At 52.5% G+C, this 20813-nt stretch carries 25 protein-coding genes; 18 read left to right on the forward strand and 7 right to left on the reverse strand.

From position 1 onward, the window contains the following. Positions 1–331 precede the first annotated feature (331 nt). Together F556_RS0124560 and F556_RS0124565 are read right to left on the reverse strand one after the other, a co-directional pair. Complete coding sequence (locus tag F556_RS0124560) at positions 332–529, reverse strand: type II toxin-antitoxin system antitoxin (protein ID WP_020619658.1); 198 nt, start codon at positions 527–529, stop codon at positions 332–334. A 9-nt stretch (positions 530–538) separates the two neighbouring features. Further along, positions 539–1414 carry an SPFH domain-containing protein gene (locus F556_RS0124565; RefSeq protein ID WP_020619659.1) on the reverse strand — a complete coding sequence of 292 codons (876 nt, stop codon included), beginning with the start codon at positions 1412–1414 and terminating at the stop codon, positions 539–541. A gap of 205 nt (positions 1415–1619) precedes the next feature. Between F556_RS0124565 and F556_RS0124570 the strand changes: the two genes are divergently transcribed. Together F556_RS0124570 and F556_RS0124575 are read left to right on the forward strand one after the other, a co-directional pair. Beyond that, complete coding sequence (locus F556_RS0124570; RefSeq protein WP_020619660.1) at positions 1620–2372, forward strand: ABC transporter ATP-binding protein; 753 nt, start codon at positions 1620–1622, stop codon at positions 2370–2372. 14 nt (positions 2373–2386) lie between these two features. Further along, positions 2387–3601, forward strand: coding sequence for an ABC transporter permease (locus F556_RS0124575; protein WP_020619661.1), 1215 nt, complete (start codon positions 2387–2389; stop codon positions 3599–3601). 151 nt (positions 3602–3752) lie between these two features. Here the strand turns inward: F556_RS0124575 and F556_RS0124580 are convergent, their stop codons facing one another. Both F556_RS0124580 and F556_RS0124585 read right to left on the reverse strand, forming a co-directional pair. Further along, on the reverse strand, positions 3753–4478 hold the full coding sequence (locus tag F556_RS0124580; RefSeq protein ID WP_020619662.1) for a YqaA family protein: 726 nt from the start codon (positions 4476–4478) through the stop codon (positions 3753–3755). 117 nt (positions 4479–4595) lie between these two features. Then, on the reverse strand, positions 4596–5873 hold the full coding sequence (locus F556_RS0124585) for a BaiN/RdsA family NAD(P)/FAD-dependent oxidoreductase (protein ID WP_020619663.1): 1278 nt from the start codon (positions 5871–5873) through the stop codon (positions 4596–4598). Positions 5874–6039: 166 nt separating this feature from the next. Between F556_RS0124585 and F556_RS0124590 the strand changes: the two genes are divergently transcribed. Further along, entirely contained in the window at positions 6040–6981 is a 942-nt protein-coding gene (locus F556_RS0124590) for an alpha/beta hydrolase (RefSeq protein WP_020619664.1), read from the forward strand. Here the strand turns inward: F556_RS0124590 and F556_RS0124595 are convergent. After that, positions 6978–7775, reverse strand: coding sequence for an alpha/beta hydrolase (locus tag F556_RS0124595; protein WP_020619665.1), 798 nt, complete (start codon positions 7773–7775; stop codon positions 6978–6980). The genes F556_RS0124590 and F556_RS0124595 overlap by 4 nt on opposite strands. Positions 7776–8047: 272 nt before the next feature. On the opposite strand from F556_RS0124595, the gene F556_RS0124600 reads away from it, so the two are divergent. The 9 genes from F556_RS0124600 to acpS all read left to right on the forward strand — a co-directional run bounded on the left by F556_RS0124600 (position 8048) and on the right by acpS (position 13754). After that, positions 8048–8701 (forward strand): hypothetical protein, encoded by a 654-nt coding sequence (locus F556_RS0124600; protein WP_020619666.1) that lies wholly within the window; start codon positions 8048–8050, stop codon positions 8699–8701. Next, positions 8698–9222 carry an accessory gene regulator ArgB-like protein gene (locus tag F556_RS0124605; RefSeq protein WP_020619667.1) on the forward strand — a complete coding sequence of 175 codons (525 nt, stop codon included), beginning with the start codon at positions 8698–8700 and terminating at the stop codon, positions 9220–9222. The genes F556_RS0124600 and F556_RS0124605 overlap by 4 nt, the downstream gene beginning before the upstream one ends. Continuing rightward, positions 9222–9350: a cyclic lactone autoinducer peptide gene (locus tag F556_RS37315; protein ID WP_020619668.1), complete on the forward strand. Its 129-nt coding sequence runs from the start codon at positions 9222–9224 to the stop codon at positions 9348–9350. The genes F556_RS0124605 and F556_RS37315 overlap by 1 nt, the downstream gene beginning before the upstream one ends. A 76-nt stretch (positions 9351–9426) precedes the next feature. Continuing rightward, positions 9427–9810, forward strand: a complete 384-nt coding sequence (locus tag F556_RS35105; protein ID WP_020619669.1) for a LytTR family transcriptional regulator DNA-binding domain-containing protein — start codon at positions 9427–9429, stop codon at positions 9808–9810. 202 nt (positions 9811–10012) lie between these two features. After that, positions 10013–11728: an ATP-binding protein gene (locus F556_RS0124620; RefSeq protein WP_020619670.1), complete on the forward strand. Its 1716-nt coding sequence runs from the start codon at positions 10013–10015 to the stop codon at positions 11726–11728. Continuing rightward, complete coding sequence (locus tag F556_RS38040) at positions 11728–11886, forward strand: hypothetical protein (RefSeq protein ID WP_020619671.1); 159 nt, start codon at positions 11728–11730, stop codon at positions 11884–11886. Before F556_RS0124620 ends, F556_RS38040 begins: the two co-directional genes overlap by 1 nt. A 143-nt stretch (positions 11887–12029) precedes the next feature. Then, positions 12030–12464 carry a BrxA/BrxB family bacilliredoxin gene (locus tag F556_RS0124630; RefSeq protein ID WP_020619672.1) on the forward strand — a complete coding sequence of 145 codons (435 nt, stop codon included), beginning with the start codon at positions 12030–12032 and terminating at the stop codon, positions 12462–12464. Between the two features lie 9 nt (positions 12465–12473). After that, the gene (nadE, locus tag F556_RS0124635) at positions 12474–13283 is read left to right on the forward strand and encodes an ammonia-dependent NAD(+) synthetase (RefSeq protein ID WP_020619673.1); all 810 of its coding nucleotides are present in this window, start codon (positions 12474–12476) and stop codon (positions 13281–13283) included. A gap of 69 nt (positions 13284–13352) precedes the next feature. Beyond that, positions 13353–13754 carry a holo-ACP synthase gene (acpS, locus tag F556_RS0124640; protein ID WP_020619674.1) on the forward strand — a complete coding sequence of 134 codons (402 nt, stop codon included), beginning with the start codon at positions 13353–13355 and terminating at the stop codon, positions 13752–13754. 15 nt (positions 13755–13769) lie between these two features. Here acpS and F556_RS0124645 read toward each other — a convergent pair whose 3' ends face one another. Continuing rightward, entirely contained in the window at positions 13770–14078 is a 309-nt protein-coding gene (locus F556_RS0124645; protein ID WP_020619675.1) for a c-type cytochrome, read from the reverse strand. Between the two features lie 180 nt (positions 14079–14258). On the opposite strand from F556_RS0124645, the gene F556_RS36620 reads away from it, so the two are divergent. After that, positions 14259–15068, forward strand: coding sequence for a helix-turn-helix domain-containing protein (locus tag F556_RS36620; RefSeq protein ID WP_169447639.1), 810 nt, complete (start codon positions 14259–14261; stop codon positions 15066–15068). Beyond that, entirely contained in the window at positions 15065–16453 is a 1389-nt protein-coding gene (gene mutY / locus F556_RS38895) for an A/G-specific adenine glycosylase (protein ID WP_020619677.1), read from the forward strand. The genes F556_RS36620 and mutY overlap by 4 nt, the downstream gene beginning before the upstream one ends. Positions 16454–16509: 56 nt before the next feature. On the opposite strand, the gene F556_RS0124660 is transcribed toward mutY, so the two are convergent. Then, the gene (locus tag F556_RS0124660; protein ID WP_020619678.1) at positions 16510–17118 is read right to left on the reverse strand and encodes a superoxide dismutase; all 609 of its coding nucleotides are present in this window, start codon (positions 17116–17118) and stop codon (positions 16510–16512) included. A 348-nt stretch (positions 17119–17466) separates the two neighbouring features. Here F556_RS0124660 and F556_RS0124665 point away from each other — a divergent pair, with 348 nt between their 5' ends. The 4 genes from F556_RS0124665 to F556_RS0124680 all read left to right on the forward strand — a co-directional run bounded on the left by F556_RS0124665 (position 17467) and on the right by F556_RS0124680 (position 20812). Continuing rightward, on the forward strand, positions 17467–18816 hold the full coding sequence (locus tag F556_RS0124665; RefSeq protein WP_020619679.1) for a TrkH family potassium uptake protein: 1350 nt from the start codon (positions 17467–17469) through the stop codon (positions 18814–18816). A 29-nt stretch (positions 18817–18845) separates the two neighbouring features. After that, a complete protein-coding gene (locus F556_RS0124670; RefSeq protein WP_020619680.1) occupies positions 18846–19565 on the forward strand; it encodes a hypothetical protein in 720 nt (239 codons plus the stop codon). A 160-nt stretch (positions 19566–19725) separates the two neighbouring features. Further along, complete coding sequence (locus tag F556_RS0124675; protein WP_020619681.1) at positions 19726–20148, forward strand: GNAT family N-acetyltransferase; 423 nt, start codon at positions 19726–19728, stop codon at positions 20146–20148. A gap of 103 nt (positions 20149–20251) precedes the next feature. Continuing rightward, complete coding sequence (locus F556_RS0124680) at positions 20252–20812, forward strand: DUF402 domain-containing protein (RefSeq protein ID WP_020619682.1); 561 nt, start codon at positions 20252–20254, stop codon at positions 20810–20812. Position 20813 lies beyond the last annotated feature (1 nt).

A 20813-nucleotide genomic window follows, 5' to 3' on the forward strand; every position in this document is an offset into this window, starting at 1 on the left:
GCCGCTGCCGGGGAATTTGCCCCAATAGGTGCACAATGTTACTTAAATTGCACGGAGCGCCGAAAGCTGCCGAAAGGCATTTGGATGATCGGATCGGCAGTGAGAGATGGACTTAACTTAGGCAAGTGGAACCAAAAGGCCGTTCGTCAGTCAACTGACTGGGAACGGCCTTTTGGTGTTGAAACTGGCAGTAGGCAGGGGGAGGGCATGCACGGAGTGTGTAGCCAATAGCAGAGCTGAATCTAGTCGCACAGCCACTGCTCATTAGACTCGCCATTGCCGATACGACTCCTTGGGGAAACTGTGCGATTCCGAGGGGAGTGTTCAGTTCTTACTCCTCCTGGTGCTCACGGTCGCGATGCTCCTGCTCGGGCATGCCCTTAAGCCGTCCTGAGCGGCGGAGCGCATCGCGCAGCAGGAACTCGATATGGGCGTTCACGCTGCGGAAATCGTCGGCGGCCCACCTCTCGAGAGCCCGGTGCAGCTCGGGGTCGAGGCGGAGCGGAAAGGATTTTTTGCCCTTGCTCATCGAGGCAATCTATCCGCTGTACAGCGTCCCGGTATTGATGACTGGAGTAGCGGCACGGTCAGATACGATGGAGACCATCAAATTGTTGACCATGGCTGCACGCCGTTCGCCGTCGAGCTCAATGCCCTTGTCCTCCAGCTCCCGCAGCGCCATCTCCACCATGCCTACGGCTCCCTCGACGATCAGCGAACGCGCGGCTACGATGGCGCTCGCCTGCTGACGCTGCAGCATGGCACTCGCAATCTCCGGTGCATAGGCGAGGTGGGTGAGCCGGGTCTCCATAACCTCCACTCCAGCTACGCGGAGTCTGCTCTGGAGCGCGCCCATCAGTTCCGCAGCGACCTCATCCGCATTGCCTCGAAGCGAGAGCAGTTGCTCGGAGGAATAGCTGTCATAAGGATATTGAGCAGCAATATGCCGGACAGCCGTCTCACTCTGAATAGCGACGAAGCGCTCGTAATTGTCTACGTCGAAGGTAGCTTTTGCCGTATCCACAACACGGAACACAACGACCGCGCCGATCTCTACCGGGTTGCCGTCGGCATCGTTGACCTTGAGCGTCTGACTGTTGAAGTTGCGAACCTTAAGGGAGACCGTGTGCTTGATTGTGAAGGGAATGACCATCCACAGACCATCCTTCACGACGGTACCGATATAGCGGCCAAAAAACGTAATCACCTGTGCCTCATTGGGCTTGACGATCGTCAACGAGGTCACGCCAACGGAGGCGATCACCAGCAACAGGAAACCGAGAGAAACCAGCGGGATGTGGACGGGCACGTCCCGAAAGCCGAATACGAGAGCGGCAGCACCGCCGATAATACAGACTAACGACAGGAGCAGCGCCAGAAATCCGTTGACGTGCCAAGCTTTGAATGCGTTCATAGGACACCTCGTTCAATAATATGATATAGTTGTAATATCGATATGATATCACTTTTTACATAAAAAAACAATTATTCTGAAACGATTGAAACGGAAGCTGCGTAGTAAGCGAATAAGAAGGCCGGCAAGCGAGGAAGGGTCGGGGTTGAGAAATGGACCGGACCGCACCAAACGAATGGCCGAACCTATAGCGGGAGTGAGCCAGATGGAGAAGACGAAATCGCAGGCAATACATGTACGAGTCGAACCGCAGGGAGAGATCGTGCTGCGGTCAGATATTACAGAAGCGGGTTATGAGCAGCAGCAGGCAATTATTCGGGATATTCGATTTGAAGTGCGTCCGGGAGAGCTCATTGGCCTGATTGGACCCAATGGGGCGGGCAAAAGCACAACCATCAAGACTTTGCTGGGCTTGGTGAAGCACGTCAAGGGGGAAGTGGTTTTTGGGGGCAATGCGGGACGCTACGGGTATGTGCCGGAACAGCCGGTGTTATATGAATATATGACGCTCTGGGAGCATATGCGGCTGGCGGCCGCTGCTTATGCCATGGATGAAACAGAGTTTGGAACACGGGCGGATCACCTGCTGGCACGGTTCCGGTTATCGGAGGTGAAGCATGAGTATCCAGTGAAATTCTCCAAGGGCATGCAGCAGAAGGTCATGCTCATCATCGGTTTTTTGCTGGAGCCGGACGTGTATATCGTGGATGAGCCGTTTGTTGGACTGGATCCTCATGCGACGCGAGATTTCCTGGATATGCTGGAGGCGGAGCGACAGCGTGGTGCGGGCATACTCATGTGCACACATGTTCTCGATACCGCTGAACGGATTTGTGATGGCTTCGTCTTGATTAACAGCGGCTCCGTGGTGGCTCACGGCACACTGGATGAGGTTCGTGAGCAGGCGGGGTGCGCCATCGACGCGCCGCTCTTTGATTGCTTTCATGCGTTGACTTAAGGAGGACATTGAAGATGATGAATGCCAATCGATTGTTCGTTCTCCGGCTCAAAAAATATGGCACCGATCAATACCGCGTATGGAAAGGCGCGCTAGACTGGACAGTGTGGCTGTACTTGATCGTACCAGGCTTGTTCATTGGGGGAGGTACGTATCTGGAAATCTGGCAGTCTCCGCCATCATGGCTGCTGCAGCTGCCAGCCGGATTATACCCTGCGATTCTGATTATTTCACTGCTATTGGGCAGATTGCGGACATTCATGGAAGAAGCGGACGTGCTGTTCCTCGTTCAGCAGCGCAGCTGGTTGAGGGTACTAGTACTTAGAGGCATCCTATACACCTTCATTGTACAAATGATCACGACCGCGCTGTTATTTGTGCCGCTGCTGCCATATCTGGTCCGGGGCCTGGAGCTCTCCTGGGAAGTAATTGCGATTGGTTACGGCTGGACGGTCGCATTCAAGATGATCTGCTCCATCACGGCCAATCTGATGGATGCCAAGTGGACAGGCTGGCGGCGGCATGTCATCGGTACGTTATGGTTTATTCTGCTGGTGGCCATCTTCGTGTACGGGATGCTGCAGTGGATGAGCCTGTCTGCTACGGCAGGTCTGATCGGTGTTGGAGCCGCGTTTGCGGTTATCACGTGGCTGATCGGGCGCAAGCTGGCCAGCCGCAGCAGCCTGTATTCGGATATTGCCAGTGAGCAGGACGCCCGTCTCGCGAGCACCAAGCTGCTGCTATCGCAGGCCGCTCCGGTGAAACCAATCGGCAGACAGAAGAAACCCTTGGTGATGCGTCGGTCCGGCCGTCTATTCCGCGGATCAGAGCCAACCGTTATTCTGGCTGAGATGTATGTAAAGTCTGCGATTCGTCAATTTGGCTATGTTCGGCTGAATCTCGGTTTTTTCTCCGTTTCGATCACAGCAGTACTGTTGTCGCCGCTCTGGCTGGGTATCGTACTGGTACTGATCTTGCCTCTGCTGGCAGGATCGTGGCAGCGTCTGCAGTGGCAGCAATGGTTCAGTGAACGCTTCGTTGTACAGTTTCGCTGGCGGGATGAGGATGCTGCAGATGCGATGGTTCGCTCCAAGTTCTTGCTCTTGCTGCCGGGCGTAGCCATCCTTGGTTTGGTAGCCGGCTTCAGTTGGTTGGGATTGTGGGGCGGGCCGCTGGCGATGGCGGGAGCCGTGCTCAGCTGGTGGACAACGAGCCGAATTCCATTTTAGTTGAAACAACCCAAATAGGCACGATCAGAGGAGAGACCACCCGGTGCCGGGTGGTCTCTTCTACGGCGAGGAGCTCAGTCCCTTCATGCTGCGGTTCATGCGCACACAAAAAGCCCTGCGACATCATAGCCGCAGGGCTTACCAAAGGAGTCTATTTATCCAGCTTGATGGAGGGTCGGAGCTTCTCGTGCTCGCCGCCAGATTCTGATGCGGCTGCGGAGCTCTCGGCCGCCTCGCGTGAGCCATCGGCACGCTCGAGCAGTTCGTCTGCCGGCTGGCCCGCTTCCTCTGCCAAGGTTTCCAGAGCGGCCTTGGCTTTCTTGTCGCGAATCCGCTTACGCAGATACAGGTACAGGATAATAAACGGAATGGCGCCGAGAAAGATATAGAGCGATACATCATTGACCATGCTGCTTGCCGCGCGACCATACAGATAGAACAACAGGCCGACTGCGTAGAACTTAATGGCACGGCCGATCATCGCGTAGGCGATCAAGCGCCACAGTGGGAAGTTAAGACACCCGGAAAGAATCGTGAATACCTTAAAGGGAATAGGTGTAAAGGAACCGATGAGAATGGCGGTCTCACCGTTTTTCTGGAACATCGCGGTCGCTTTATCGATCCATTCCTTCTTCAGGAATTTGTATAGTATGGAATGACCGAGCGCTTTGCCGATCCAGTAACCGAACGGGGTACCCAGAATACAGCCGATGAAACCAACGGTGGCCAGCCACAGGGCGTTGCTCGGGTTGAGCGCGCTTAAAGAAACTTGCAGGAAAAAAGCCGGAATCGGGAAAATAACGGCATCAATAAAGGCGTGGATGAACAAACCCCAGGCGCCGAAATCCTTCAGAAAATCCAAAAGCTGTTGAAACATTGCGGACTCCTCTCATAACTTCCTTATGCAGCGACTCCAGATGCAAAAACCTTACTTCTATCCTATAAGATAGGGTACCATTTTATGTGGGGGATTACCAACTCCGTGAGTCCGAGTTCACCCTGGACCCAGGTCGGGGACCAGAGCTTCCTCAGCAGCATGGGTGCCTGCCGCATGACCGGTGGAAAAGGCCGCCGTAATGTTGTATCCGCCCGTATAGCCATGGATGTCCAGGATCTCGCCGCAAAAGTAAAGTCCGCGCATCAGCTTGGATTGCATGGTCTTGGGATCAATCTCCTTGAGGGTAACGCCGCCTCCTGTGACGAACGCCTCTTCAAGGGAGAGCGTATCATGAATGTGAACGGGAAATGCCTTCATGAGCCGACTCAGCTCCAGCAAGTTAGCCTTGGGCAAATTATCGAAGGTGGTCGTCTCCAAAAGCTCCGCCTTCGCGAGCAGCACCGGAACCAAACGTTCCTGCACGAGGCTTCTCAATATCGTCTTGATGGCTTTCTTGGACTCCGTCTCGGCCAATTTCCAGGTGCTTGCGTACAATTCATCTGCACTGGTGTCTGGAAACAGATCTACGGTCAGTGTGACCGAATCGGAGCGCTTCAGCTCCTTCACCACATACTGACTGCAGCGAAGAGCGATCGGGCCGCTGAGTCCGAAATGGGTGAATAACAGGTCCCCGCGGTGGGTAATGACCCGCTTGCCCTTGGCGTTCCAGACGGTGAGCGTAACATCCCGCAGCGATAGGCCCTGCAGCTCGCGGCTGGCGATATGGGCATCGCTGGAGCGCAGGGGAACCTCAGTAGGGAATAGCTCGGTAATCGTGTGGCCGGCAGCCTCTGCCCAGGCATAGCCGTCCCCCGTAGAGCCCGTATGCGGCACCGAACAGCCGCCGGTAGCGATGATCACGCGCCCGGCATAGACCCGTTCGCCGGAGATGAGGCGAACGCCGCGTACAGCGCCATCTGCGTAGAGCACCTCTTGCACCGCCTGGTCGGTACGAATCTCCACGCCTTGACGGCGGACCTGGCTGATGAGTGCATCCACCACTGTCTTGGCTTTGTCGCTGACCGGAAACATGCGGCCGTTGTCTTCCTCTTTGAGTGGAATGCCGAGTCCTTCGAAGAAAGCGATAATCTCGCGATTGCTGTAGATGCTGAAGGCACTATGCAGAAACCGCCCGTTGCCCGGAATGTGCCGGATAATTTCGTCTAGCTCTTTATTGTTGGTTACATTGCAGCGGCCGCCTCCAGAGATCCCGAGCTTGCGCCCAAGCCGATTGCCTTTGTCCAGCAGGAGCACACGGGCGCCGCCGCGGCTTGCGGCAACGGCAGCCATCAATCCTGCGGATCCGCCGCCGATGATAATAATATCGTAAGTCATCACTAATAAGCCTCTTTCTACTATGCTATATCCTTAATTCTTATTCTACCAGAGATCGGGGAATAATAGTCACAAACCTCGCGTTTAAAGTGCGATTCTTTCGTGGTAAATAAGAAGAAGGACAACTTGTGGATACAATCTGAAATCGTCAAGGAGGAATCGGAGGATGGTTCATGAAACACTGGTCATGCCTACAGCAGATGGTCTTGAGTTATTTGCCCAGGAGTGGCGCAGCGACGATAAGCCGGCCAAAGCGGTTGTCTGTTTGGTACATGGAATGGGCGAGCACAGCACGCGCTACCAAGCGGTAGCAGAAACGCTGACGGGTGAAGGGTATGTGCTGTTCACCTATGATCAGCGGGGCCATGGTCGTTCACCGGGCAAACGGGGGCACACACCGTCCGTTGAACGGCTGACGGAGGATGCAGAGCGGGCCATTGGCATGGCCAGGAAGCGCCATCCGGATACACCGGTTTTCCTCTATGGGCATAGTATGGGCGGCAACGTCTCCCTCTCTTGCGCGTTGCGGCGGCAACCGGATATCCAGGGACTCATCCTGACGAGCCCCTGGTTGCGTCTGGCCTTTGATCCGCCGCGCGCCAAGCAATGGATCGGTCGCCAAGTGGCGCGCGTCTGGCCGTCCTTCTCACTGGCGACAGGTCTGGATCCGGGCCAGTTGTACCGTCCCGATCAGGAGGTCGCTCCTGTAGTCATGGATATGCTGGCACATAATCGGATCTCCGCCGCTATGTATTTCGGCCTGCAGGCGGAAGGGGAGTGGGCGCTTGCTCATGCCAGCGAACGGCTACATGCCCCGATGTTGCTGCTGCACGGGACAGCCGACCGGGTCACTTCGTATGTGGCAAGCCAGCAGCTGGCAGGCTGTCTGGACGGACGGTGCGCATTCTACAGCTGGCAGGACGGCCTGCATGAACTGCACAATGACCGGGAGCGCCGGGAGGTCATGCAATGCGTCGTTCGCTGGATGGAGGACCGTCTGTCAGACAACCCAGCAGAATCGGTGCACCAGGTGCAGACGATTCCACAGGCAGCAGCCAGCGGGGCGGGAATCGCAGTTCCGGACGGCCTTGCGGGTGCGCCCGATTAACCCTGTGCAGGCTTGCGTAGTGGCAGCCAGGCCAGAACGTCCTGAATCCTGGCGTCCCAGTAGCCCCACTCATGGGTGCCGGGACCTTCGTGGTACGCCAGCTCGTAGTCGGTTTGGCGGCAAGCGTCGCGGAATGCAAGGTTCGAGTCGTAGAGGAAATCCTCGGTTCCGCAGCACTGGAAGAGCTCCGGCTTCGGTCCGGGCTTCTTGCCTTGCTCCTGCAGCAGCCAGAGCAAGTCATTGTCCGTGCCGGCGATCGGTTCATCGCCATATACGAGCGGGAAGAGTTCGCCGATCAGGTGCTGATGTGCCGGATCGGTGCTCAGGCTCGCAACATCCAGTGCGCCGGAGAGTGAGGCGGCTGCTGCATAGTGCTCGGGCTTGCGCAGCGCCAGCTTGAAGGCGCCGTACCCGCCCATGGACAAGCCCGCAACGAAGTTGTCCTCACGCGCATCCGACAGTGGAAAGAACGAACGGGCGAGCGTCGGCAGTTCCTCTGACAGGAAGGTCCAATAGCGGTCGCCCCGTTTCATATCTGTATAAAAGCTGCGGTGCACTTGCGGCATGACGACAGCCAGACCGTAAGCGGACGCATAACGCTCGATGCTGGTACGACGCAGCCAGATGGAATCGTCATCGGAGAGCCCGTGCAGCAGATACAGTGTCTGGTGACGCCCGGTCGACGCCTTGCCATCCATTCCGATCTGAGAAGCGGTGCGCTGCGGCAGAATCACCGTCATGGAGGTGCTGAGCTTCAAGGTCTCCGAGAAAAATCGGCATTCAATTAGAGCCATACTTCGTGTTCTCCCTTCCTAATTACCTAGTACAACTCCTACTTTAACAAAGCTGTTCACAATTCGCTATCCTTTCCAAATCGACAAAAAAGTCACGACAAAATTCGGCACCAATTTGCGCGAAAAATGTCAAATTGTTCATCTTGGATGAACATGTAGAAAAATGGGGTTAATTTAAAAATTTTTCTTTTATTTGTCACTTATTGCGTGGTATAGTAGGCTCATAGATTAGAGAACTGAGAACACAGTCACTCGAGTTCAGGGGGACGTCGATGGCCATTTTCCTGATCGATTTTGCGGTTAACGTATTCGAGACCATTGCCGGTTTTATACTAATGCTGTCGATTTACTTGTTTCCCATAAGGAGCTACACACCACAGATTGTGTTTACTTCCATTGTAATGGCCCAGACTTCGTATCTGCTCCGGGAAGTGTTCCTGCTAGACTGGTTGACGCCATTCTTCATGCTCTTATGGATGGTACTCCTGCTTTGGTTGCTTTTCCGCATTCATTTATTCTATGCCTTATTAATGGCAGTATCCGGCTACTTGGTTTATATCGTACTGCAGATGTTGATCGTACTTATTCTGCAGGCGGTCTCGCCGCTTACTGAGATTCAGGAGACCTTTCAGTACCTGAAGCTTGTCCAATTGCTGGCATCCCTTGCCGCGCTTGCCATCTCGCGGGTACTCATCAAGAAACGCCTTGGTTTTTCTTTCGTACCCGACCGCATTAGTGAGAGTGTCCCCGTTCGCGGTACCAATCGCAAGCTGCTGATTACGCTCATTGTAGCCAGCATCTGGATCTCGGTCATGGTGTCGGTGCTTTCCAGAGGGATGGGGGCTTTCGTGGGGGCGCTAATCTCCATCAGCCTCATTGCCGCGATGATTATTCATCTTATGGTGATAAAGGAGCGAAGCGTATGATCGGACGGATCTCCGAGGAGTTCGGCGGTTATATCTACCGACATAATGACCGCAAGCAGGTCAGCCAGGACGTGCTGGTGTTTGCAATCAAGTCCTTGTTGACGAATCTGCTAACCATCGTGCTTTCGTTGACTGCGGGTTACGTGCTTGGCGCTTTTGTGGATACGCTCATCGTACTGGTGTCAATGGCAGTACTTCGTAATTTGACAGGCGGATATCATTTTAAGTCTCCGACGGCCTGCATCCTGATTTCGAGCTCGGTTGTGGCCGCTATTCCTCATATACCGTTTTTGGACATGCTTCTCATCCCGTGTGCAGCAGTCACCATGCTTCTCATTGCACGATTTGCACCGGCTGATCTCAAAGGCGTAACGACACTCTCCCCGCGGAGATTGCTCGTTATGAAGCTGGTAGCCCTTGCAATTGTCGCCTCGAATCTTTTCTTCGAGTCGCATTTGCTTGCTCTTTCTTTTCTGGCTCAAGTCTTGACCATTTTACCGTTCAAAGGGAGGAATTCGTAATGATGAGAAGCAAAATTGCTCGTTTGTTGGCTACATCGCTGGGTGCGTCGGCCGTCGTGTTTGTATCAACAGCATGCTGGTGGTTTGGACATCGTCCAGAAGTACCTGCAGAACTGCTGGAGAAGTAGTCTAGGTGCAGGGCGGCCGGCTTCGGGCGGCCGCCGTTTGCAGCCCAAGTGGGGGAACGGTTTTGGAGTGTAGTCTATGAAAATACCAGTTACGCGTGACAAACATAATGATACCGACGTTGTCATGTTGGACGTGGCCGATATTCTCTACATCCAGACAGAAGAGGGCGTACTCGTATTCCATTCGGAGAAAGACCACTTCTACCCGCTCGTCCCGTCTTTGTCGGCATACCTCAGGCATCTGGGGCCGATGGGATTTAGGAAGCTGGATCGTATCAATCTCGTCAATTCCAGCAAGATTAAAGCCTACGACCATGAGCTTGGCAAAGTCTATTTTGGCCCACATGACCTCCCGCGCGTCAAGTCAGCGACCATTGCCTTCATGCACAAGGTAAAACTGAGGCAAGAAATCGAATCCTGGATCGCTCGCAATATTAAAAACGATGAGGGGCCTCTGTAGCCCCATTACCTACAACCGCAGCAGCCTACGGGCAGCATGCGGTTGTTTGCATGGAAAAAAGTTCATTTTTCGCGAACATAGGACACGTTTCCTCCTCGTTATGAGACTGTTGACCTAATTCAACATTGTAAAAAAAATTTACATGTGTTTTAATCGGATTAACAGGAAATGACATGCCAGACTAGGAGGAGACCGGTTTTTCGTGTGGAAAGAAACCTTGTTACAGGTCATGATCGCTTTACTCCCCGTGTTTGCGCTGCAGCTATGGTATAATCGCCCGGACCGTTACAAAGGAACACCGGTTTTCATAGGCATTTTCAGCTGTTTGTCCATGATCCTATGCATCCTATTCGCGTATGGGACTGATTTTGCAATAAAGTTCGACTTTAGTTTAGTTTCTTATATCTTGGGTGCGCTCTACGGGGGTAAGCTCATAGCGATTCTTATGACCTTGGTGTACGGTCTGCTCAAGTTTACATTGGCAGACAGCCCTTGGGAAGCGGCAGGTTTCGCCATGGGTTTCGCATTTATCGTTCCTTTTCTCTTTGTCTATATGCACAGGTTTAAGCTGGCATCTCGCAGGAAGAAACAGCGTCTTGTCGTTCTGCTAGGGCTGGGAAGTATCGGCGCGTATTTGGTCGGGGCTTTGATTTACTTGCTGTGGAGCGCCACGGCCGTACATACGATGATTTTTTTGGAGAGTCTTGCAACCATCGTCGCTCTTGTGGGAATCAGTATTATTTTTATCTTCCTTATTGAAAGCGTTAAAGACAAACAGCAGCTCCAATACAGGCTTCAGCAAATGTCCACCAACTACCGGAATGAAGTGCAGAAGCTGCAGCAATTTATTGACAACACGCCGCTAGGTGTCGTCATTGTCGATAAGGATGGCGATATCACGCATATTAATGAGATGGCGATGAGCCAGATGCCGGAAGATTCCGCCAAGAACGGAACAGCCGACATGATCGGGCGCTCGCTGGACGGGCTACAAGAGGAGATGAATAATGATCTGCATGCCAGCATGCTCATGAGTGTGCTCAATGGCAACGACAGTGTGTCGGAAATCGTCCAACAAGATAATAAAATGTATATTAAAACGGGATTCAGCGTCAAAGATGCTCGAAACCATGAGATTATCGGGGCCGCGTTGATCGCGCACGATATCACCGAGGTTAGCCAGCTAAGGGACGAAGTGGGACGAATGGAGCGACTGAGTCTGGTCGGACAGATGGCGGCTAGCATCACGCACGAGATTCGCAATCCCATGGCCGTTATCCGGGGCTTTGTCCAGTTAATGAAAGAGCGCAGTCCGGAGAATCAGAGAGAATACTTCCGCATCATTATTGAGGAGCTGGATCGGGCTAACGGCATCATCAATGACTTTCTATCACTGGCGCAGAACCGGATTGTGGAGAAAGAAAGCAGTTCGCTCAACCATATTATTGGTGAGCTGATGCCGCTCCTCTGGGCAGATGCGAACCTGCGAGGGCAGACGATTGAGTTGGGGCTGGACGAAGCCGTGCCTGATCTTGATCTAAACGTCAAAGAAATGAAGCAGCTGATTCTGAATCTGGCGCGTAACGGGATGGAAGCGATGGATGAGAAGGGTCGGATGAAGATCAATACCCGCTTCTTGGGCGATGTCGTTGAGATGCGGGTGGAGGACACGGGCTGTGGCATCTCCAAGGACAAGCAGGAGCGTTTATTCGAGCCCTTCTATACGACCAAGTCTCGCGGGACAGGACTGGGCCTCCCGCTGTGTCTCAGCATTGTGGAACGGCATCACGGCAAGATTGAGGTGCAGTCCAAGGAAGGGGAAGGCACAACGTTCCGTGTCGTGCTGCGCTGCCAGCCAAACAAGAGGATAGAGAGCGGCTCGTCTGCGCATCCTAGCATCAAAGGAGGCGTGTCCTAATGACTGAATCGCATGAACAACATAGCCAGGAGTCGGCAGAGCAGCTCAAGCAGGAGTCAGCCCAGACGGCTGATGCGGTGAATTCAACGGCTAAACCGGAGCCGGAGCAATCGGGTTATGACAAAAAGCTGGATGGTCCGGACCGTCCGTCCGTCTAGAACAGATATAGCCTGACCAACGGGATGCCCGCCGACAGCAAACAAGCTGAAGGACGGGCATCTTATTTTATAACACCTTTGCTTTAGGAGGCATAGGAGAGTATAATAGTAGCAAAATCAAGCTAGTCAAGGAGTGATTCCAGATGTCAATGTCATTCGAACGATACATGGTCGACATGGTGCAACCTATGCGCGACGATCTGACACGTATAGGTATACAAGAACTGCGCACAGCAGAGGAAGTCGAGGCTCAGCTGCCATCTGCCAAAGGTACCGCACTGCTCGTTGTGAACTCGGTATGCGGTTGTGCTGCTGGCCAGTGCCGTCCAGGCGTAGCCGAGGCACTGCAGCATGAAGTGACACCAGATCATCTGTTCACCGTATTTGCCGGTCAAGATAAGGAAGCTACGGCCAAGGCTCGTGAGTATCTGGCTCCATACCCGCCTTCTTCTCCCTCTATCGCGCTGATGAAGGATGGCGAACTGGTTCATTTTATCGAGCGTCACCAAATTGAGAATCGTTCGGCTGAAGAGATCGCTGCGGATCTGACTTCTGCGTTCGATCGTTTCTGCAAATAATAGATGACTATGAATCTGCAGCAGGAGATTATCCGGCGGTTAGGCGTGAAACCGCATATTGACGCGCAGGAAGAAATCCGCAAGCGGGTTGATTTTCTTAAAAGCTATGTGAAAGAGGCTGGTTCTTCGGGGTTGCTGATTGCCATTAGCGGCGGCATTGACAGCGCCGTAGCCGCCGGCTTGTGCAAGCGGGCGACTGATGAGCTGGCAGCAGAAACGGGTCAGGACTACATGACGCTTGGCGTCTTCCAGCCTTATGGCGAGCAAGAGGACATCCATGACAGTTATGCGGTAGCCAAGGCATTTGAGCTGAAGCATACCGTGGAGACTAATATTGAAGACACGGTGAATGAGATTGCCCTGGAGGTAGAGCACGGCTTCAAGGCTCTTAATATTCACCGCCATATCAGCCGCGGCGGCAAAGGCAATGTCAAGGCGCGTACACGGATGGTAGTCCAGTATGCCCTGGCGTTTGACCTGAATCTGATTGTGGTCGGTACTGATCATGCCTCGGAAGCTGTCACTGGCTTCTATACCAAGTGGGGGGATGGCGCGGTAGATATTACGCCACTCGCTTCCCTGAACAAGCGCCAGGTTCGCCAATTGGCTGCCGAGCTTAGTGTGCCCGACAGCATTCTGCACAAGGCGCCTAGTGCTGGTCTGTGGGAAGGCCAGACCGATGAGGATGAATTGGGGATTTCGTACGAGCACAACAGCGATTTCCTGGAAGGCAAGGAAGTGCCCGCCCCGGTACGAGAGAAGCTGGAGCAGCAATATTTGAAGACAGAGCATAAGCGCTCGCCCATTCCCGGCATTTAATAGGGCTGCCCTCCGCGTAAGCGGGGGGCTTTTTAGTGGACAGAGCATTACATAAGGAGGGCAATCGGGATGATTATCGGCATTGGACACGATCTGGTGGAAATGAATCGCATGCAGCGGGTTCTGGACGGCCTGACGGCAGAGCGGTTTGTGGCCAGAGTTCTGACCCCGGCTGAGCGGGAACGGGGAGATGCCAGGGGAGGCCGACGAACCGAGTACATAGCCGGCCGATTCGCAGCCAAGGAAGCGATTGTCAAAGCACTTGGCTGCGGTATCGGGGGCAAGGTAGGCTTCCTGGATATCGAGGTGCTGCCAGATGCATCCGGCAAGCCAGAATGCCGGCTATCTGAGCAGGCCTGGCAGAGGCTGGGCTTCTCATCAGAGGACGTGCGACTCCACATCAGCATTACCCATGAGCGGTCATTGGCTTCTGCCTATGCTATAGCTGAGCGCATTGGGTCACACGGGTGAGCCAATGCGCAGCATTTATTTTTTCTCAGCCAGCCACGCGGCTAACTGATCAATCTCCTCAGGCGTTAACCGTTCGGCGAAGGGTGGCATCAGGTTGCCTCCGGCAGTAATTTTGGCTGCAATGTCTTCTTGGCTCATACGCTGGCCGACCTGCTGTAGATTGCTCTGCTCATCCATACGTCCCTGCAGCTCTGAGCCGTGGCAATTCAGACAATTGGTGCGGTAGATCATAACGGTCTCAGCCGGTCCGCTGAGCGGAGATGAACCGCTGCCGCAGCCGGTTAGCAGGGCAATTCCTGCAGCCAGGATGACAAATTTTTTCATCTGCGCATACACCTCTTCTCTTAACCCCCCATATCAATTTAGCCGTGAACTTAGTATAATAGAAGCTTGGCCTGCTCTTGCGAGTGTGCCATTATCCCATAAGATACAGGAGTTCCAATGAATATAGCTTATACCCACATCATACAGAGTTATCTTCAACATATTCAAGCGGAAGTTTCCATGTCAGGTTATGAGGAGTTTAAAGCAGGCTGGAGTGATGAGAAAGTACCGGATGGCTATCTGTTTTCCCTGCTTCTTTCTGGACAAGCTCGGATTGAATGGGAAGGGGAGACCTACGAGGCAAATGCAGGGGATCTGGCTTTGATCCCGGCTGGCAAGTATGTGCGATTCTCTCACCAGAGCGGCGATATTCGGGTGGCCTGGTGTCAATTCGGCGGAAGTCCGGTGGAGACGAAGCTATTTGAGCTGATTCCGCTGCCTTTGATTGTATCTCTTGAGGCACCATCCGAAACGGAGAAGCTGTTCCAGCGTATAATGGCTGCCGAATACGAGGACTCTTTGACGAGTCCATTGAAGCTCAAGGCCGCTTTTCTCGAGCTGTTGTCCTGCTACTTGGATCATTGCGAGCTGGACGCTGCTGCCTTGTCCGAATTGGAGCCCTTCGCTAAGCTGGCTCCGGTGCTGGAGTATATCGACGCCAATCTGGACAAACCGGTGGCAGTAGAGGATCTGGCGAACCTGACGTATATGCACCCCAATTATTTTATGGAGTTCTTCAAAAGCTTGGTCGGCATGTCCCCGATTCATTATGTGAACCGTCGTAAGCTGGAATATGCCAAAAAACAACTCGAGCTGACCGAGGACCATGTGGCGCAGATCGCATCTCAAATCGGAATGCAGAACCACTACCTCTCGCGGATGTTCAAACAATACTGTGGTCTATCGCCCAGCCAATACCGGAAGAAATATTGGGCGTCCTGCAGTATGCTTGAAAAATACAAACCAGAGAAAGCGGGGTACAGGACATGACAGTAGACACCAAAGCCTATTTCAGCCAAGAGCTGCTGGCCTGGTACAGAGCGCACAAACGCGATCTGCCCTGGCGGCACAGCAGGGACCCCTATCGCATCTGGGTGTCGGAAATTATGCTGCAACAAACAAGAGTAGACACCGTCATTCCCTATTATAAGCGCTTCCTCGACAAATTCCCGACGCTGCAGGCACTGGCCGAAGCACCGGAAGAGGAAGTTCTTAAATGCTGGGAGGGGCTGGGGTACTACTCACGGGCACGAAATCTGCAGGCCGGTGCGCGTGAAGTGGTGCGTCTGCATGGCGGTTCCGTGCCGGACGATGTCCACGCCGTAGCAGCACTCAAGGGCGTTGGACCGTATACGCGAGGGGCCATTATGAGCATCGCGTTCAACAGGCCGGAGCCTGCAGTCGACGGCAATGTAATGCGTGTCCTCTCCAGGTACATGTGTCTGGAGGAGGATATCGCCAAGAGCAGCACCCGTGTGCGGATGGAGATTCTGGCCAAGTCGCTCATCCCTGAAGGTGCGGCCGGCGATTTCAACCAAGGGCTCATGGAGCTGGGCGCACTCATCTGTACACCCAAGTCGCCGGGCTGCCTGATCTGTCCGGTGATGGCGCACTGCGCTGCAAGGTTGGCGGGCCGGGAGAAAGAGCTGCCTATCAAGTCCAAGGCCAAGCCGCCGCGTCCGGAGTTGCGTCTGGCTGCGCTCATCGAAGGGAGTGGCGAGCAGGCCGGGCGTATCCTGGTGCGTCAGCGCCCAGATAGCGGTTTGTTGGCTCGGATGTGGGAGCTGCCGCATATTTTGGCGGAGGGTGCCGAGCAGGAGGGCAAGACCCGCAAGCGTGGTCGTCCGGCTGCGGGCGCAGCTACAGCTGTGGCTGCTGCCGCTGCATGGAAGGCAGGCGCTGGCTGGGCATGGGGAATGGATGCCGAGCAAGCGAATGCGTTAGAGGCGGGGCCAGAGGGCGTAGATGGGGAATCCATCTTGAAGGTGCCTCTGCCAGAGCAGATGGAGCAGATGGAACTGTTGAGCAGGCAACTGGCTGCAGAGACGAGCGTCCTGGTTAGGCCCCGGCATTGGTGGATGGAGGCCGACCATGTGTTCAGCCATATCGTGTGGAAGGTACAAGTCTATCTGACCGATTACGGATTTGTACTGAATAAGACGGAGCAGGCTCAGAGCGAGGGAGACAGTTTGTTTGCCGCCGAGTCGGCTGCCGGGTACGAAGCGAACGAAGTGGCCGGCCAGAGGGAAGAGCTCCCCCCGGGATACCGTTGGATCGGGCCGGCCGAGATGGAAGAGCTGGCATTCCCCAACGTGTTTGTACGGATTCTGCGTGAATACTGGCAGCAGCGTGGCAGCAATCCTAATTCAATCTAAAAAGAAGCCGCTCAGCAGGACATCCTGCGAGCGGCTTCTGTTCATGTAGACGGATATTACAGCGCAGCTTCGTAACGTTTGCCGACTTCTTCCCAGTTGACAACGTTCCAGAATGCAGCGATGTAGTCCGGACGTTTGTTTTGATATTTGAGGTAGTACGCATGCTCCCATACGTCCAGACCGAGGATTGGCGTGTCGCCTTCCATGATCGGGCTGTCCTGGTTAGGCAGGCTGTACACTTTCAGTTTGCCGTTGGATACGGCCAGCCAAGCCCAGCCGCTGCCGAAACGAGTAGCGCCTGCTTTGGCGAAATCTTCTTTGAATTTGTCGAGGCCGCCCAGCTCGCTCTCGATCGCGCTGGCAAGCTTGCCTGTAGGTGCGCCGCCGCCGTTTGGTCCGATGGTCTCCCAGAACAGGCTATGGTTAGCATGGCCGCCGCCGTTGTTGCGGACTGCGGTACGGATGCTCTCAGGCACGCTGTTCAGATCAGCAATCAGATCCTCGACAGATTTGCCTTGCAGCTCAGGAGCGGACTCCAGTGCAGCATTGAGGTTCGTCACGTATGTGTTGTGATGGCGGTCATGGTGAATCATCATGGTTGTTTCGTCAAAATGCGGTTCCAGTGCGTTGTTCGCATAAGGCAGTGCTGGCAATTCATGAGCCATAATCGTATTACCTCCTAAGATATAGATATGTAGTCGTCCAAGCCCCTTCATTATCCCTTATTCATCCGAATAAATCAACATGAATGTTTGTAAAGTCAAGGCACGACTCCAAGTTATTACCCTAACTAACTTGGCGCAAAACAGAGAATTCTATACGAGCGTCCATAAGAATGACGAAGTCGGTTTTGCTTGCTTTACAAGCCTTAATATAAGTTGTATATTGATCAGTGTAGATTTCTTGACGTCAAACAACACGATAACCGAATAGGTCTTACTTGGAGGAGCCTGTCACGTACGGGCTCTTTTTGTGTTTTTTGGGGAAGAATATGACAAAAACGGAGAAACAGTATGAACAAAAAACTATTAGATCCATTGCAAAAAATTAACCCGCCCCAATTAATAATGATCGTGTTTATAGTCTTAATTGGAATTGGGACACTCATGCTCGCTTTGCCTGTTTCTTCAGCACATGGTGAGTCGGTCGGGCTGCTCAATGCATGGTTTACTGCGACTTCTGCTGTCTGTGTAAACGGATTGGTAGTTTTGGACACCGGCAGTACCTTTTCCACCTTTGGCCAGATTATTATTATGGTGCTCATTCAAATTGGAGGGTTGGGTTTCATGACTCTTGGGGTGATGGTAGCCGTTGTCTTAGGCAAACAGATTGGTTTAAAACAGCGGCTCATTATCCAACAAACTACCCAGTCCAGCTCGTCACAGGGAATGGTCAGGTTGTCCTTATATATTGCTACCATTGTTTTTGTGGTGGAGGCATTCGCCACAGTCATTCTTGCCTTTCGCTGGAAGGATGAGATGGGTGTCGGTGCGGCTGTTTATAATGGCCTGTTCCATGCCGTGTCTGCATTTAATAATGCAGGCTTTGCGCTATGGTCAGATAGTCTCTCTCAATATACTGGAGATCCAATTGTCATAATAACCATTTTCTCTTTATTTTTAATAGGGGGACTCGGCTATATTGTGGTTGTAGATTTGGTCCAAAAGCGGTCATGGTGGAAGCTCTCATTACATTCCAAAGTGGTCTTGTTAAGTTCAGGTATTCTACTGGGATTTGGATTTGTCATTCTCTTTTTTCTAGAAAGCTGGAATGCTTCAACGTTTGGACAATTAACGTTCGGTGAGCGGGTTCTGGCGGCTTTTTTCCAGGGCGCGACCCCCAGAAGTGCCGGCTTCAACTCCATTGATATCGGCAGTATGTTGACCGCCTCGCAATTTGTTCTCATATTTCTGATGTTTGTCGGTGCGGCGTCAGGAGGCACAGGGGGCGGGATCAAGGTTAATACATTTGTTGTCCTGCTTTTAGCGACCATCAATACGTTTCGGGGCGGCAAAGAAATCCATGCTTTCCGGCGCACAATTAATCAAGAGACTGTCATGCGGGCACTAGCGGTTGTTATCAGTTCCCTTGGTTTTGTACTTGTCGTAGCTTTTCTGTTAAATATAACGGAAAACTTGATGGAAGAGCATTTTCTTGAAGTGTTATTCGAAGCGACCTCCGCATTCAGCACAACCGGACTTTCCATGGGTCTGACGAGCGAATTATCACCCTTGGGCAAATGTATTGTTATTGTGACCATGTTTGCAGGACGATTGGGACCTTTGACTTTGGCTTTTGCTCTAGCTCACAGAAGACGTGCTTCAAAGCTGAGTTATCCCGAAGATAACGTTCTAATAGGATAACGTTCAAATGGGGGGGGGGGGCATAGAGGATGAGGAATTTAGTGCAATGGTTAATTGACGATTTAAGAACTGCATCACACAATCCTAGGTTCTTTATGATTGGGATTCCTCCTCTTCTTCTTTTTACGACCATTCAGATTAGTCTCTCCCTAAGCAAGGGAATAGGATTTGATTTCAGCCCTTACAAAGACTTTGTTTTCGTTCTATCCATGCTGTTTGTGCCTCAATTGATCGGCACAGGGATGGGACTATTCATGCTCAAAGAACAGAATAAAATAGGTACCTCGTATATTTACATGAATCAGAAACGTAGACTTAGCTATATTGTCAGTGGACTCATCATGTCGGCTGTTCTGACGTTTCTTATTGCACCATTGTTCTTGGCTTCCAGTGCCATTTCTATGCAACAGATTGAGAATTTGGCCGTTTTAATTTTACTTATCGCGGAGGCGCCAATCTATGTGTTGTTATTTTTCTCATTCAACGTGAAGCAAATAAAGATGAAGGCCATCGTTCTAAGATCCATTGGTTTTATTTGTTTGGGAGCGACAGGAGCATATTTAATACCCGAACCATGGCAATGGCTTACTGGCCTAGCGCCTACTTACTGGCCCAGCAGAGTTTATTTAAATGGCTTCGTTTACGGCTATAATCTAGAAATGACCTTTTGGTTGTATATAATGGGGCTACTGATTCATGTATTTATATTTATTGGACTATTTGTCCGTTGTGCTCATTCTTTGAAATAAAGCGCTTTCTATTAATTTCCTGCATTTTCATAGCTTTTTTTAAGATTTTTTTAAGGACAAAGGAGGAAATACGTTGAGTTTTGTCGTATTATTAACAAGATACAAACAGAAGCCGCCGCTCTGCGATGTTCGGCCGCGATGAAAAGGGAGACTCTCATACATGCATGTTCGTTCTTTTCAATTGTCTGATTACCGTCCGTTGACTCGCCTTCTTGAAGTGTCTCTAACCGAGGCGTGTTACGAACAGACTATGGAAGCATTCGCCCGTCAGCTCTCGTGGGACAGCGAACTGGTCCTGGTCGCCAGCAAGGATAACGACATTGTAGGCATGATTATTGGTACGATTGACAATAATAAAGGATATTATTACCGCATTGCGGTTCACCCGGATTATCAGCGGCAAGGGATTGCCAAATCGCTGATCCAAAGTCTTCGCCAGCGTTTTGAACAACGGGGCGTTTCGAAAATCATGATTACGGCGGACGAATACAATGAGCCTATTTTGTCCCTGTATGAATCGATGGGATTTGCAGCCAAAGATTTCATGAGATCGATTCAGAAGCTAAGCATCGTCGCCGGCTAATCCGGCGAATGGTATAGTCACGATGAACAAGCATGTTCCGACGCCAGTTGCATTAGGGGCGACGGAATATGCTTTTCTTAAATTTAAGCACAGGGAGCACCCGATGGATAGTTATATGCGATGCACCATAAAGAGCTTCAAGCACGATGGCCGGCTGCACCGGATGTGGATGGACAATTTGCTGGTGCCCGAATCCCGTCTGGTTCCGGAGCATGCAGAGGCGTCGATAATCGTGCTGATCAATGAACATACGCCGATCCAGGAAGCGAGCGGCAAGGTCTGGACCAGTCGGGTGCCAGCCGTTTCTTTCTTCATGCCGGGATTGTGGTTTAATGTGGTGGCCCTGCTGGAGGAACCTGGCATCCGCTATTACTGCAATGTGGCTTCGCCTCCGTACCTGCACAAGGATGTGCTCACTTATATCGACTATGATTTGGATGTCATCAAGCTCGCCGACGGCTCCGTCTTCGAAGTCGACCGGGACGAGTATGAGCAGCACAAGATTACGTATCGTTATTCGCGCCTGGTCACCCGCAAGGTGGAGGATGGTCTGCGGATGCTCAGGGATCGCATCGCGTGCGCCGGAGCTCCGTTCAATGATACAATAGTGTATGCGTATTACAACGCATGGAAGCAACAGCATAACGAATCGAACGAGGTGTAGG

The sequence above is a fragment of the Paenibacillus daejeonensis DSM 15491 genome, from assembly GCF_000378385.1.
GTDB lineage: Bacteria > Bacillota > Bacilli > Paenibacillales > Paenibacillaceae > Paenibacillus_D > Paenibacillus_D daejeonensis.

Excerpts from the sequence above, each read along its gene's own strand:
- F556_RS0124560 (WP_020619658.1), bottom strand. The coding sequence starts at position 529 with ATGAGCAAGGGCAAAAAATCCTTTCCGCTCCGCCTCGACCCCGAGCTG.
- F556_RS0124565 (WP_020619659.1), bottom strand. The coding sequence starts at position 1,414 with ATGAACGCATTCAAAGCTTGGCACGTCAACGGATTTCTGGCGCTGCTC.
- F556_RS0124570 (WP_020619660.1), top strand. The coding sequence starts at position 1,620 with ATGGAGAAGACGAAATCGCAGGCAATACATGTACGAGTCGAACCGCAG.
- F556_RS0124575 (WP_020619661.1), top strand. The coding sequence starts at position 2,387 with ATGATGAATGCCAATCGATTGTTCGTTCTCCGGCTCAAAAAATATGGC.
- F556_RS0124580 (WP_020619662.1), bottom strand. The coding sequence starts at position 4,478 with ATGTTTCAACAGCTTTTGGATTTTCTGAAGGATTTCGGCGCCTGGGGT.
- F556_RS0124585 (WP_020619663.1), bottom strand. The coding sequence starts at position 5,873 with ATGACTTACGATATTATTATCATCGGCGGCGGATCCGCAGGATTGATG.
- F556_RS0124590 (WP_020619664.1), top strand. The coding sequence starts at position 6,040 with ATGGTTCATGAAACACTGGTCATGCCTACAGCAGATGGTCTTGAGTTA.
- F556_RS0124595 (WP_020619665.1), bottom strand. The coding sequence starts at position 7,775 with ATGGCTCTAATTGAATGCCGATTTTTCTCGGAGACCTTGAAGCTCAGC.
- F556_RS0124600 (WP_020619666.1), top strand. The coding sequence starts at position 8,048 with ATGGCCATTTTCCTGATCGATTTTGCGGTTAACGTATTCGAGACCATT.
- F556_RS0124605 (WP_020619667.1), top strand. The coding sequence starts at position 8,698 with ATGATCGGACGGATCTCCGAGGAGTTCGGCGGTTATATCTACCGACAT.
- F556_RS37315 (WP_020619668.1), top strand. The coding sequence starts at position 9,222 with ATGATGAGAAGCAAAATTGCTCGTTTGTTGGCTACATCGCTGGGTGCG.
- F556_RS35105 (WP_020619669.1), top strand. The coding sequence starts at position 9,427 with ATGAAAATACCAGTTACGCGTGACAAACATAATGATACCGACGTTGTC.
- F556_RS38040 (WP_020619671.1), top strand. The coding sequence starts at position 11,728 with ATGACTGAATCGCATGAACAACATAGCCAGGAGTCGGCAGAGCAGCTC.
- F556_RS0124630 (WP_020619672.1), top strand. The coding sequence starts at position 12,030 with ATGTCAATGTCATTCGAACGATACATGGTCGACATGGTGCAACCTATG.
- nadE (WP_020619673.1), top strand. The coding sequence starts at position 12,474 with ATGAATCTGCAGCAGGAGATTATCCGGCGGTTAGGCGTGAAACCGCAT.
- acpS (WP_020619674.1), top strand. The coding sequence starts at position 13,353 with ATGATTATCGGCATTGGACACGATCTGGTGGAAATGAATCGCATGCAG.
- F556_RS0124645 (WP_020619675.1), bottom strand. The coding sequence starts at position 14,078 with ATGAAAAAATTTGTCATCCTGGCTGCAGGAATTGCCCTGCTAACCGGC.
- F556_RS36620 (WP_169447639.1), top strand. The coding sequence starts at position 14,259 with ATGTCAGGTTATGAGGAGTTTAAAGCAGGCTGGAGTGATGAGAAAGTA.
- mutY (WP_020619677.1), top strand. The coding sequence starts at position 15,065 with ATGACAGTAGACACCAAAGCCTATTTCAGCCAAGAGCTGCTGGCCTGG.
- F556_RS0124660 (WP_020619678.1), bottom strand. The coding sequence starts at position 17,118 with ATGGCTCATGAATTGCCAGCACTGCCTTATGCGAACAACGCACTGGAA.
- F556_RS0124665 (WP_020619679.1), top strand. The coding sequence starts at position 17,467 with ATGAACAAAAAACTATTAGATCCATTGCAAAAAATTAACCCGCCCCAA.
- F556_RS0124670 (WP_020619680.1), top strand. The coding sequence starts at position 18,846 with ATGAGGAATTTAGTGCAATGGTTAATTGACGATTTAAGAACTGCATCA.
- F556_RS0124675 (WP_020619681.1), top strand. The coding sequence starts at position 19,726 with ATGCATGTTCGTTCTTTTCAATTGTCTGATTACCGTCCGTTGACTCGC.
- F556_RS0124680 (WP_020619682.1), top strand. The coding sequence starts at position 20,252 with ATGGATAGTTATATGCGATGCACCATAAAGAGCTTCAAGCACGATGGC.